Origin of the sequence: Streptomyces sp. 184 (genome assembly GCF_045781775.1) — a bacterium.
GTDB lineage: Bacteria > Actinomycetota > Actinomycetes > Streptomycetales > Streptomycetaceae > Streptomyces.
Window position 1 is genome coordinate 7884476 of the sequence record NZ_CP123230.1, and the last position, 13031, is coordinate 7897506.

Annotated in this window: 9 protein-coding genes and 1 pseudogene; 2 read left to right on the forward strand and 8 right to left on the reverse strand. The window is 73.4% G+C overall.

The genetic code is table 11. The features are described from left to right. Positions 1-47 precede the first annotated feature (47 nt). The 3 genes from QBL21_RS33670 to QBL21_RS33680 form a co-directional block, all read right to left on the reverse strand. Complete coding sequence (locus QBL21_RS33670; RefSeq protein WP_407566001.1) at positions 48-317, reverse strand: MFS transporter; 270 nt, start codon at positions 315-317, stop codon at positions 48-50. 114 nt (positions 318-431) lie between these two features. Beyond that, entirely contained in the window at positions 432-965 is a 534-nt protein-coding gene (locus QBL21_RS33675) for a GNAT family N-acetyltransferase (protein WP_407566002.1), read from the reverse strand. A gap of 114 nt (positions 966-1079) precedes the next feature. Beyond that, entirely contained in the window at positions 1080-3647 is a 2568-nt protein-coding gene (locus tag QBL21_RS33680; protein WP_407566003.1) for a polysaccharide lyase family 8 super-sandwich domain-containing protein, read from the reverse strand. Between the two features lie 344 nt (positions 3648-3991). On the opposite strand from QBL21_RS33680, the gene QBL21_RS33685 reads away from it, so the two are divergent. Together QBL21_RS33685 and QBL21_RS33690 are read left to right on the forward strand one after the other, a co-directional pair. After that, on the forward strand, positions 3992-5275 hold the full coding sequence (locus QBL21_RS33685) for a DNA methyltransferase (protein WP_407566004.1): 1284 nt from the start codon (positions 3992-3994) through the stop codon (positions 5273-5275). Between the two features lie 137 nt (positions 5276-5412). Then, positions 5413-7467, forward strand: coding sequence for a S9 family peptidase (locus QBL21_RS33690; RefSeq protein ID WP_407566005.1), 2055 nt, complete (start codon positions 5413-5415; stop codon positions 7465-7467). Between the two features lie 85 nt (positions 7468-7552). On the opposite strand, the pseudogene QBL21_RS33695 reads toward QBL21_RS33690, so the two are convergent. From QBL21_RS33695 to QBL21_RS33715, 5 genes and pseudogenes are all read right to left on the reverse strand, one after another. Further along, a pseudogene (locus QBL21_RS33695) lies at positions 7553-8248 on the reverse strand (SURF1 family protein); the annotation flags it as partial. Positions 8249-8338: 90 nt separating this feature from the next. After that, positions 8339-9415, reverse strand: coding sequence for a hypothetical protein (locus QBL21_RS33700; RefSeq protein ID WP_407566006.1), 1077 nt, complete (start codon positions 9413-9415; stop codon positions 8339-8341). A gap of 449 nt (positions 9416-9864) precedes the next feature. Beyond that, positions 9865-10428, reverse strand: coding sequence for a SigE family RNA polymerase sigma factor (locus tag QBL21_RS33705; protein ID WP_407566652.1), 564 nt, complete (start codon positions 10426-10428; stop codon positions 9865-9867). Positions 10429-10748: 320 nt separating this feature from the next. Continuing rightward, complete coding sequence (locus QBL21_RS33710; protein ID WP_407566007.1) at positions 10749-12020, reverse strand: aspartate kinase; 1272 nt, start codon at positions 12018-12020, stop codon at positions 10749-10751. Between the two features lie 329 nt (positions 12021-12349). Then, positions 12350-13012 (reverse strand): DUF5063 domain-containing protein, encoded by a 663-nt coding sequence (locus QBL21_RS33715; RefSeq protein WP_407566008.1) that lies wholly within the window; start codon positions 13010-13012, stop codon positions 12350-12352. Positions 13013-13031: the final 19 nt, after the last annotated feature.

Below are 13031 nucleotides of genomic sequence, written 5' to 3' on the forward strand. Positions count from 1 at the left end.
CGCCCGGTCAGCGCGGTGACACCGAGCGCCGCCACGGCGGTGGGCAACTACAGACAGGCGACGGCCAGCGGCACGTTGATACCGAAGATCAGGTGCCAGCCGCCCGCACCGATGAGCAGCCCGCCGAGGGCCGGCCCGATGACCGCGATCACCTGGTTGGAGACGGACGGGATCGCCAGGATGCCGGTCGGACTTTTCGCACCGGTGCGCTCGGACTCCGTGCGCAGTACTGACATCGACGCGGGATACGCGGCGGAGGTGCCGAAACCGAGCAGCACCCGGGAGACGACGAGCACCCACAGGTTGGGCGCGAGCACCCCACCAGACCGGCGAGACCGACGAGGCTATGCCCGGGGCGTGCACCCCGATCCGCGCCCTGACCCGCGCCGCCCTGAAGCCTGATGCGCCCTTGACGACCAGGGCCGGGCAACTTATCTGTGCGTCCAGAGGTCCAGCGGCGGCGTCGGCGGTACCGGGTGGAGGCTGCCGGTCCTGGACCAGCCCCAGGTGACGTACGCCGCCACCGCCGGGGCGTTGTCCTGCGGGAGCAGCGCCACCGCGGGGGACGGGGCCCAGCGTGCCAGCAGGTGCTGCTGGAGCCGCGTGGCGATGTGCCGGCGGCGCTGGTCCGGCACCACCATCAGCTCGGCCACCACGAACGCCCGCGGGGACGAGGTGACCTCCGTCAGCGCCGGCGGCGGCCCCTCCGGGAAGTCCGGCCACCACACGCCGGAGCGGTCGGCCCGGAACCCGTACGCGCAGCCCACCGGGCGGTCGCCGCCGGCCAGTACCATCTCGAAGCCCGGCCGCTGCACGTGGTCCTCAAGCCGCCGCAGGAAGCCCTCCCGCTCGGGCACAGCCCCGCCGACCGCGCCGTTGTACGACGCGACGTAGACGTCCGCCACGGCCTCGCGCTGCGTGTCCGCCTGCCACCGGCTCAGGCCACGTAAGAACAACTCGGACACTCGTCCTCCCCCGGTCCGGCCGGCCGTCCCAGGCCCGAGCCCCTGACCACAGCGTAGACCCGCCGACCCCCGTGCACATGACCCCGAACCGGACGAAGTGCCCCGGCTGCCCGCCTACTTCTCCAGACTCACCGTCAGGCTCCTGCCGTAGGCGTGATGCGTGTCCACCACCAGCTTCGTCCCGCCCGGCACCCGGCTCACCCGGACCCCGTCGTCCCCCGCGGCCTTCCGCAGGGGCCGCCCGCGCAGCACCACGGTGACCGTGTCGCGGTCCATCGTCGGGTCCGCCACGGCCACCCCCACGCGGCCGTCGTCCCCGGTCCGTACGAGCACCGAGGCCGGTCCGTCGATGCTCAGCCCGGCGGTGTCGTGGCGGCCGGGGGTGAAGGCGTTGGCGGCGGTCAGGCGGAGGCCGGAGTGGCGGACGGCCTGGAGGCGCGGGGAGTTGGCGGTCACGGTGAGCGGGCCGCGGCGGCGGTACGTGTCCAACTGCTCGGCGGAGGCGTGCGGCACCAGCGCGTACGCCAGGCGCGCCGGCCCGCGCCGCGGCTCGTGGTGCACGCCGGCGCTGAACACGGTGCGCGTCACCGCCGTGTCGGGGTTGCCGGTCCGTACGACGCGGCGGCTGCGTGTGACCTCCTCCAGGCCGACCCGCACGCGCGGAGCGTCCAGGAAGACGTAGCCGACGGCGGTGCCCTCCGCCGCGTCGGCGTACCGCAGCCAGCGCAGCTCCGCCGTGCCCGGGCCCTCCCAGGCGCGGCCGTCGCGGCGCACGCCGGTGACGGTGACGGCGGCGGACGGGTCCGCGGTGCGCGCGTCGACGGCAGTAGTTACTGCGCGACCGGCGGGGTCGCCGATGCCCGCGGCGAGGACGACGATCTCGTCGTCGAGCATGAACCACGACTTGGTGGCCCTCGCGTTGCGGTAGACGACGAAGTCGGCCGGCAGGACGTCGCGCTCGGCGTAGGCGACGTCGTCGGACTGCACCATCGCGGACGTGCCGTACGCGCCGAGGACGGCGCCGCCGGAGTGCCGGTTGGTGCCGCGCGGGAAGTAGACGTACTTGTTCTGCGACTCGGAGGACGAGGTGAAGTTCAGCGGGTGGCCGGGGTTTTCGTACCAGAGCCTGCCGTCGTACAGCTCCGGCACCGTGCCCCGCCGCTCGACGGGCGCGGTGGCGCCGGCGAGTCCGTAGGGGGAGACGACGGTGTAGTAGTCCACGCCGTACGCGCGCGTCTGGTCCTGGCCGGAGAGGTACAGGTAGTACGCGCCGTCGCCCTGGAACCAGGGCATCAGGTTCTCGCCGCTCATGTACTCGTACTTGCTGATGCGGTCCGAGCTGCGCGCGAGCGCGAAGGCGTAGCCGGGGCGGCGGTGGACGTGCTTGTCCATGGCGTTGAACGCGACGCTGCGCGCGGCGGGGTTGAGGTCGGCGGGCGGGACGGCGTCGTCGCCGACGATGTCGGCGTAGCGCACCACGCTGACGGGGGAGACGAACCCGACGGGGTCGAGCGCGGCACGCGAGGTGGCGCGGATGTGCTTGACGTAGCTCTTGAGCGCGGCGGCCTCGGCACCGGCCGCGTAGTCGGCGAGGTCGACGACGGCCTCGACGACGACGGCGACGTCCGTGTAACCGGAGGTCGTACGGACGACGGCGCGGCCCTTGACGATCTCCATCATCCAGCCCTCGAAGATCAGCGGCGCGAAGCCGTCGCGCACCCACCGCTGCACGACGGGCACGAGCGCGTCGGTGTTCGCGAAGCCCGTGCCGTCGAGGATCTTCAGCGTCTGGACGACGCGCGTGAGCAGCCCCTTGCCGTACGAGCCGGTGTAGGCGACCGAGTGGTGCTGGATGAACGAGCCGTCCGCGTAGTAGCCGTCGGTGTTGCCGTGGCGGATGTCGTACGGGTCGATGGTGGCGAACACGGTGAGCTGGTCTTCAAGGGCCTTGGCGACCCGGGCCTGGCCGCCGGGCTCCCCGGCGGCGTCGAGCAGGGCGCCCTGGATGATGCGGTTGGTGGTGATGTCGGCGAGGTTGGCTCCGGTGTGGAAGCGGGAGTCGAGGTCGACGTCGCCGTCCTTGCCGTTGCGGAGGTACGCGTCCATGGAGGCGACGTACGTGGTGAGCAGCCCGGCGGGGACGGCGCCGGGGACGTCGGCGAGGAGCGCGAAGGTCTTGCCGACGTGGGTGGAGATGGCGATCTCCCAGTTGTGCCAGTTGCCGTAGTAGCCCTGGGCCTGGTCGCCGTAGTAGCGCTCGTGCAGCCACACCAGGCCGTCGACGGCGCGCTGCTGGGCGGCGGCGTCGTCGTGGAGGTCGCCGCCGGGGGCGCGGGTGGCGAGGGCGATCTCGTAGAGCATGCGGTACGAGGTGGCGAGGTTGACGTCGCTGGTGCCGAGGGGGACGCCGGCGAACAGCTCGCCGGTGGCGGTGCCGGTGTCGGCCATCGCGGCGAGGTTGGCGCGGGCGGTGCCGTGGAGGGCGGCGATCTTCGCGGCGGCCTCGGGGCGGGCGTTGGTCTCGGGGGTGCCGGCGAAGACGGCGCGGGTGTTGGCGAGGAGGAGGGCGGGGTCCGCGGCGCGGGCACTCTCCGGGGCGGCGCCGGCGGGGCGGGCCGGGAGGACCGCGAGCAGGCCGGCGGCGGGCAGGGTGGACAGCAGGCGTCTGCGGGTGAACTCCATGGGGTCCTCCCCCGTGCGATGGGGCACTGGCAGCCGGAGTCAAGCAGATGGGACATGCGCCGACAAGCGCTTGCGAGCCCGTAAGGGGAGATCGGAGCGGTGACAAAGGCGTCGGGGCGCGGCCGAGATCGGGGGCGCGGCGTAGGTTTCACGGGAAACACCGACAGAAGGCGACAGGCGTCTCCCGCGCGTGGGGCGAGGGGTCGGCGGCGGCGCGTACGGGCGCGTCGTACGGCCGGATGCCTTCGCTCCGTACGACGAGACTTGCCCGTTCGCGCCGGGTGACCGGCCGCGGCGCACTACGATCCACGACACCCCCCACCCCCATCGGCGAGAGCGAGAGCATGCGGTCGGACACACGTCAGAACGCACACCTCACCTACCGCGCCAACGCGGGCGCCGGCCGCCACGGGTGGCTCCGGCTGACCCCCGCCTACTCGGTGAGCCTCGTGCGCCGCTACGCCGCCGAGATGCCGCCCGGCTCCGTCGTCACCGACCCCTTCTCCGGCACCGGCACCACCCCGCTCGCCGCCGCCGAGCACGGGCTGACCGGGCAGTCGCTGGACGTGAACCCCTTCCTGATCTGGCTGGGGAAGATGAAGACGGCCGCGTACGAACCGGACCACCTGCGCGAGACCCGGCGGGCACTCGCGCCGCTGGTGCACCGCGCCGAGGAGCTGCTGCCGGCGTCCGGGGAGCTGTGGCAGCCGGAGCTGCACAACATCGGGCGCTGGTGGGCGCGGAGCGCGCTGGACGCGCTGAAGGCGGTGCGCCGGGCGCTGGACGTCGCGGCCGGCGGGCTGCCGCCGGGCGGTCGGGACCTGCTGGACGTGGCGTTCTGCCGGACGCTGATCGCGTCGAGCAACGCGGCGTTCAACCACCAGAGCATGTCGTTCAAGGAGGAACAGGAAGGCGCGGGGAGCGGTGCTCTCCAGCCGCTCGACCTCGACGCCGCGCGGACCGTGCTGGAGACGTTCCGCCGCGAGGCCGGCACCACGCTCGCGAACGCCGCGACGCCGCTGCCCGGCACCGCGCGCGTCCTGTACGGCGACTCCCGCGACATGCAGCCCGCCGCCGGCCGGCTCACCCCCTGCGACCTGCTGCTGACCTCACCGCCGTACGTGAACCGGATGTCGTACATCCGCGAGCTGCGCCCGTACATGTACTGGATGCGGCACCTGCGGCGGGCGGAGGACGCGGGCCGGCTGGACTGGCAGGCCATCGGCGGCACCTGGGGCGCGGCCACCTCGCGCGTACGGGCCTGGCGCCCGCCGGGGCCGGACGCCGAGGGGGTGCCGGAGCCGGTGGCGGGCGAACTGGCCGGGGCGCAGGCGGCGATCCGCAGGGACGGCGGGCGGAACGGGCCGCTGCTGGCGAACTACGTGGGCAAGTACGTGCACGACATGTGGGCGCACTTCCGGGCGGCGTACAAGAACGTGCGCGGCGGCGGGCGGGCGGTCTACGTGATCGGCAACTCCACCTTCTACGGGAACCAGGTGCCGGCGCAGGAGTGGTACGCGGCCCTGCTCCGCGAGGTGGGCTTCACGGGGGTCGAGGTGGAGGTCATCCGCAAGCGGAACAGCAACAAGGCCCTGTTCGAGTACGCGGTGTCGGGCGTTCGGCCGTAGGGCGGCCACGGCTGCGCGGCCGGGGGCCGTGGGGTCGCGTCCCGCCGCGCGGCGGGAGTTTATCCACAACTGTGCAGTAATCCACAGGTTGGCGGTGCGGACTCCGCCGGGCCGCGGCTAGGACGCAGAATGTCGGCATGAGCGAGATCGACGGGGGCAAGGCGGTACGTGCCGGTGACGACGCGAGCGTCGGCGGCGAGGGCTACGGACACGGCGGGGACGGGACAGGCGGGCGCGGGACGAGCGGGCAGGGGACGGACAGGGCCGGAACAGGCGGGCACGGCGCAGGCGACGGCGCCGACGGGCCGGCGGGGGCGGTCCCGGCGTGGGAGCAGCGGTTCCGGGCGCCGCGGATCAGCCTGCCCGGATGGGCGGAGGACGCGCCGCATCGCGCGCTGTACGTGTCGAACGTGACCGGCACGTTCGAGCTGTACGCCTGGGACCGCCGCACGGGCGGCATCCGCCAGGTCACCGACCGGCCGAACGGCACGACGGACGGCGCGCTGACGCCGGACGGCGAGTGGGTGTGGTGGTTCTGCGACACCGACGGGGACGAGTTCGGCGTGTGGCGGCGGCAGCCGTTCGCGGGCGCCGCCCCGGGACAGGACCGGGCCGCGGCGCCGGGGCTGCCTGCGGCGTACTCGGCGGGCCTGGCGCTGGGGCGGGACGGCACGGCGGTGGTCGGCCGGTCCACGGAGGAGGCGGGCACGACGATCCACCTCGTCCGGCCCGGCGGCGAGCCCAGCGAGATCTACCGGCACCGGGAGTCCGCCGGCGTCGGCGACCTCTCGCACGACGGCAGGCTGCTCGCCATCGAGCACACCGAGCACGGCGACGCGATGCACGCCGCCCTGCGCGTGCTGCGGCTCGGCGGCGCCCCCGCCGGGGACCCGGTGGTCGCCGAGCTGGACGACACCAAGGGCGGCCGCGAGGAACTGGGCCTGGAGGTGCTGGGATTCGCGCCGGTGCCGGGCGACCCGCGGCTGCTCGTCGGGCACCAGCGGCGCGGCCGGTGGGAGCCGATGATCTGGGACCCGGTCACCGGGGAGACCCGGGACCTTGAGCTGGACCTGCCGGGGGACGTGTCGGCGGAGTGGTATCCGGACGGCAGCGCGCTGCTCGTGCTGCACACGTACCAGGCGCGCAGCGAGCTGTGGCGGTACGGGCTCCGGGGCGCCGACTCCGGCGCGCTGACCCGGGTGGAGACCCCGCCGGGGACGATCTCGGGGGCGACGGCGCGGCCGGACGGCACGGTGGAGTTCCACTGGTCGTCGGGCGCGGAGCCGCCGCAGGTGCGGGCCGCCGACGGGGCCGTGGTGCTCCAGCCGCCGGGACCCGCGGCGCCGCGCTCCGTGCCGGTGGAGGACACCTGGGTCGACGGCCCCGGCGGGCGGATCCACGCGCTGGTGCAGCGGCCGGCGGGCGAGGGCCCCTTCCCCTGCCTGTTCGACGTGCACGGCGGCCCCACGTGGCAGGACAGCGACGCCTTCGCCGCCGGCCCGGCGGCCTGGGTCGACCACGGCTTCGCCGTGGTCCGGGTCAACTACCGCGGCTCCACCGGCTACGGCCGGGAGTGGACCGACGCGCTCAAGCACCGGGTGGGCCTCATCGAGCTGGAGGACATCGCGGCGGTGCGGGAGTGGGCGGTCGCCTCCGGCCTGGCGGACCCGGAGCGGCTGGTCGTCGGCGGCGGTTCGTGGGGCGGGTATCTGGCGCTCCTCGCCCTGGGCACCCAGCCGGACGCCTGGGCGCTGGGCCTGTCGGCGGTGCCCGTCGCGGACTACCTGGCGGCGTACGAGGACGAGATGGAGGCCCTGAAGTCGATGGACCGCACGCTGATGGGCGGTTCGCCGGAGGACGTCCCGGAGCGCTACGCCGCGTCCTCACCGCTGACGTACGTGGACCAGGTGCGGGCGCCGGTGTTCGTCTCCGCGGGGGTCAACGATCCGCGGTGCCCGATCCGCCAGGTGGAGAACTACGTCGGACGGCTGGCGGACCGAGGGCACCCGCACGAGGTGTACCGCTACGACGCGGGGCACGGCTCGCTGGTCGTGGACGAGCGGATCAAGCAGTTGCGGCTGGAGCTGGACTTCGTTCGCCGTCATCTGCTTCCGGACCTGGCTCCGCAGCCGTCTCGGCCGGATCCCGAGCCGGGTCCCCGGCACCGCTCTCGGCAGGATCGGGGGAGGTGAGGCCCAGGGCCGCGTCGCGCGCGACCTCCGCCTCGCGGCGGAAGAGCCGGTACCACATGAAGATCACGAAGCCGGCGAAGACGAACCACTGGGCCGTGTAGCCGAGGTTCTGGAACGCCTTGAGGTCGAGCCCGCTGCCCTGCGGGACCTCGGCGGGGACGGGCCGCATCCCGCCGTCCGCCTCGAAGAGGGTGATCCAGGCCGTGGAGACCTGCTCGTCCACGACGTTGACCAGCGCCGCGGCGCTGATCATGCCGACCTGGCCGCGCGGCAGCCCGCCCTCGGCGTGCACGCCGGGGGAGCCCCGGTGCTCGGACGCCTGGAGCGCGCCGGTGACGGTGACCTCGCCGGCGGGCGGCTCGGGGGCCTTCGCCGGGTCCGCCTCGCCGGGCAGCCAGCCGCGCAGGACGGGGACGGAGGTACGGGTTCGGGCGTCGCCGTCGTCCCCCACGGGGGCGTCGGTGCGCAGGAGGGTCAGCACGTAGAAGCCGGTCTCGCCGTCGAGGGTGCGGTCGGGGACGAGGAGTTGGGAGCCGTACCGCCCGGTGACGGTCGCCGCTTCGCCGGTCGTCTCCTGGGTCACGGGCAGCAGGTCGCCCATCGGCCGGCCGGCGACGCCGTCGGCGGCGCGGTCCCGCTGCTCCTGCTGCTCCTGGTGGGTGTCCACGCGCGTCTCGAAGCGGCTCATCTGCCAGCTACCCATCACCAGGCAGACCGGGATGGCGAGTGCGGCGAGGACGTTGACGACCCACCACCGGGGCGTCAGCAGGAACCGGTACACGCCTCCACGGTACGGCCTCCCCCGGCGGCCTCCCGCCCAGGGGGCGGGATCGCGCGGAGGCGCGATCGCGGGGGCGGGTCCGCGGGCGGGTCAGGCGCTGGGGAGCGGTTCCGTGTAGTAGACGGTGCCCGCGCAGGCGTTCTGGACCGTGACGCTGGCCACGGCGGAGGAGTCGGCCTCCGGCGAGTGGGTCAGGGTGACGGAGCCGTCGGTCGTGCCGTCGCCGTCGCCCGTATCGCCGGTGCCGCCGGTGTCGCCGCCGGTCTCGGTCCCCTGGTCCGTCTCGGACTGCGTCTCGTCCGGCGCCGACTGGGTCTCGCCGCTGGGGTTCGGGGTCGGCGTCGTGGCGGTGGTGGTGCAGCCGCCGTCGCTGGTCGTCTCCGGCACCCAGGCGAACTCCACCACGTACGACTCGCTGGGCGCGAGCACCAGCGCGCCGGCCGACGCCGGCGACGGCAGCAGGTCCGTGGCGGCGTCGCCGACGGTGTGCGTACGGGTGTCGACCGCGCTCGCGCTCGCCGCACCGAACGTGCCGCCCACCTGCACGCCGCCGGACGACTCGACCACGCAGGCCGTGGTGGAGACGTTGGTGACGGTGAAGGATCCGGTGACCCGGCCCGCCTCGTCCGGTGTGCCGCTCGCCGCGACCGGCTCGCTGATCTGCGCCGGCGCACACGGCTCCGCGGCGGCCGTGCCCTCGGAGCCGCCGGTCGGGTCGGAGGTGCTCTCCTCGTGCCCGGGGCTCTCGGTCTTCTGTTCCTTGTCGTCCGGCTCCGTGCTGCCGGCCGTGGCGTCGGAGTCGCTGCCCTCCACGGCACCGCCCCCGCCCTGCTGCCCGGCGCCGGGCAACTGGCTGTTGGCGATGTCGTGGCGCGGGTTCTTCTCGCTGGTCGAGCCGGCGACGTTCATCAGCGCCGGCACCGAGACCGCCACCGCGACCACCGCGACCGCGGCGACCGCGACCAACTGGCGGCGCCGCGTACGCCGCGCGGGCACCGCCCGCTGGAGGTACTGGAGCGTGCCGGGCGCCGGCTCCAGGCCGTCGACCGCGGAGTGCAGCAGCAGCCGCAGCTCGTCCTCGCCGCCCTCGTCGTCACCGCCGCCACCGCCGCCGTGCCCGTGACCGCCGGGCCAGCGCGGCGTGCCGGCCCCACCGGGACCGTCCACGCCACCGGAACGGTCGGGACCACCCGGACCGTCCGGAACACCGGAACCGTCCGCAGCCGCAGAACCGGCGGCCTCGCCGGCACCGCCCGACCCAGCCGAACCGCCCGTCACACCGCCCGGCTCCTCGGAGTCCGCACCGGACCCCTTCGACGTACCCGACGCGCTCTGCACCTTCGCCCCGTCATCCGGCCCCGCCGCCGCCTGGGGCACGGGCGCCGTCGCCTCGTCCGAACCGGCTGCCGGCATCTGAGCCGTATCCGCCGTATCCGCTACATCCACTGACCCGCGCGCGTCCCGCGCCACCGACACCCGTCCGAGCCCGGCCCCGGGCTCAAGACCGGCACCGACACCGGACCCGAGACCGGCCGAGGAGCCCAGCCCCGATCCCGACCCGCCGGTTCCCTCGGAACCCCGCTCCCACGGGGGCCCCGATCCGTAGAAACGCTCGCTCATGCCGGCGCTCCCATGGCTGTTCGCAGTGCGGCGATGCCCCGGGAGCCGTACGCCTTGACGGAGCCGAGCGAGATGCCCAGCGCCTCGGCGACCTGCGCCTCGGTCATGTCCGCGAAGTAACGCAGCACGAGGACCTCGCGCTGCCGGCGCTGGAGCCCGCGCATCGCCTGGATCAATTGGTCGCGCTCCAACTGTTCGTACGCACCCTCTTCCGCGCTGGCCATGTCGGGCATGGGCTTGGAGAGCAGCTTCAGCCCGGTGATGCGCCGACGGAGCGCGGAACGTGACAGGTTGACGACCGTCTGCCGGAGGTAGGCGAGGGTCTTGTCCGGGTCCTTGACCCGCTTGCGCGCCGAGTGCACGCGGATGAACGCCTCCTGCACCACGTCCTCGCACGAGGCGAGGTCGTCGAGCAGCAGCGCGGCGAGCCCGAGCAGCGACCGGTAGTGGGTCTGGTACGTCTCGGTGAGGTGGTCGACGCTGGTGCCCTCGGCCATGGCGTCGTCAGCGTCCGCCGCGGACTTCTTCACGGCGGGCCGCGCCGACCACGGCGCGATCACCGGCAGCCCCCGGGACGCGGGGGTACCACCGGGCCGCAGCGCGGGGCCGGCCGGAAGGGTCGCAATGCTGAGTGCCTCTGCCACGCCTGTTTGACACGCCGACCCCCGTCAAGGTTGTACGCGCACGGCGGCGACGCCGTTGCTGTTACCGCGCGTACTGCCATGCCCACTCCCTCGCTACCCGTGCGGCCGGCCACTGCGGGCAGGGACAGAGACGCTTCGCGGCGCCGCCGCGGTTGCAGACGGCGCGAACCGAAATCGTCGGATGGCAAGGCCGTTCGGCGCAAGCGGTATGGACCAACGGATCGATTACGACTGGCTCAGCGGCCCGTGCCGCCATAGACGACCGCCTCGTCGCTCTCGCTGTCGAGGCCGAAAGCCGTGTGCACGGCCCGTACCGCGTCCATGACGACGTCCTCGCGGGTCACCACCGAGATGCGGATCTCGGAGGTGGAGATCAGCTCGATGTTGACCCCGGCGTTGGACAGCGCCTCGAAGAACGTGGCCGTGACGCCCGGGTGCGAGCGCATGCCGGCGCCGACGAGGGAGATCTTGCCGACCTGGTCGTCGTAGCGCAGCGACTCGAAGCCGATCGACGGCTGCGCCTTGGTGAGCAGCTCCATCGCGCGGTGGCCGTCGGTCTTGGGCAGGGTGAAGGAGATGTCGGTCAGGCCGGTGGCGGCGGCCGAGACGTTCTGCACCACCATGTCGATGTTGATCTCGGCGTCCGCAATCGCGCGGAAGATGGCGGCGGCCTCGCCCGGCTTGTCCGGGACCCCGACCACCGTGATCTTCGCCTCGGAGACGTCGTGCGCGACTCCGGAGATGATCGCGTGCTCCATGCCTTCTGCTCCCTCGGAGATATTGCCTACCCAGGTGCCCGCATGCCCCGAGAACGAGGAGCGGACGTGAATGGGCATGTTGTACCGGCGGGCGTATTCGACGCAGCGGTGCAGCAGGACCTTCGAGCCGCTGGTGGCCAGTTCGAGCATGTCCTCGTACGGGATCCGGTCGATCTTACGAGCCTTCTTCACCACCCGCGGATCGGCGGTGAACACGCCGTCCACGTCGGTGTAGATCTCGCAGACCTCCGCCTCCAGCGCCACCGCCAGCGCCACCGCCGTGGTGTCCGAGCCGCCGCGGCCGAGCGTCGTGATGTCCTTGCTGTCCTGTGAAACACCCTGGAAGCCCGCGACGATCGCGATGGCGCCCTTGTCCACCGCCTCCTGGATCCGGCCGGGCGTGACGTCGATGATCCGCGCCTTGTTGTGCACGGCGTCGGTGATCACACCCGCCTGGCTGCCGGTGAACGACAGCGCCTCGTGACCCAGTTTCTTGATCGCCATCGCCAGCAGCGCCATGGAGATCCGCTCGCCCGCGGTGAGCAGCATGTCGAGTTCGCGGCCGGTCGGGATCGGTGAGACCTGCTCGGCGAGATCGATCAGCTCGTCCGTCGTGTCGCCCATCGCGGACACCACGACGACGACCTGATGGCCGGCCTTCTTGGTCTCCACGATCCGCTTGGCGACGCGCTTGATGCCCTCGGCGTCGGCGACGGAAGAGCCGCCGTACTTCTGCACGACAAGGCCCACGTGCGCTCCTCGCAATGGTGTTTCGGTCGGCTCAGTCTAGCGAGCCGGCGCATACGCACTGGGCGGGCCGACTCGGAGACGAACCTGCCCGGGACCACCGCGGGCACACGGAAACGTAAGGCAGCTCACATCCGGAGGCGCTGAATCCGGTCACCTACTCGACGTGTACGCCCGGCGTACGCACCCTTCCGCGCGCCCCACGCGGGTACGCACCCCGTGCGCCAGGCACCGTACGCCCCGCGCCGCGCCCGCCCCGCTCCGGCACCTCGCCCCGGCGCCCCGCCTCGGCGCACCGCTCCGGATGCCCCGCTGCGGACCGCCCGCCCGACTCAGGTGCGCCGCAGCCCCAGCGGCTCCGCGATCTCCGCCGCCATCACGCGGCCCGCCTCCTCCTCCAGCCGCCCGTCGTCCACCGCGGCGTCGCTGTCGGTGTCGAGCCCGTCCAGCTCCCCCAGGGGCGTGTCCAGCCGCACGTGCGCCACCAGCGACTGGAGCGCGCGCAGGCAGGCGCTCGCGGTCGGGCCCCAGTTGGACAGGTACGAGAACTGCCACCACCACAGCGCCTCGTTGACCCGCCCCGCGGCGTAGTGCGCGAGGCCGTGCCGCAGGTCGGTGATCACGTCGGCCATGTCGTCGGAGATCCGGCTGGCGACGGGCGTGCTCTGCGGCACGTACGGGTCGAAGACCTCGGAGTACACGTCCACCGGGTCCAGCAGCTCGGCGAACCGCTCGCGCAGCTCGTCGACGTCCGGCTCGGGGCCGGTGTCCGGCTCGTACCGCTCGTCCGGCACGAAGTCCTCGTGCGCGCCGAGACGGCCGCCGGCCAGCAGCAACTGCGAGACCTCCAGCAGCAGGAAGGGCACCGCGCTGTTCGGCTCGTCGCCCTTCGCGACCTCGGTGACCGCGACGATGAAGCTCTCGATCGAGTCGGCGATCTGGACCGCGAAGCTGTCCGGGTCCTGCGTCGCCTGGTGCAAGGTGGCGTCAGACATCGAGCAGACCTCCTCTGTC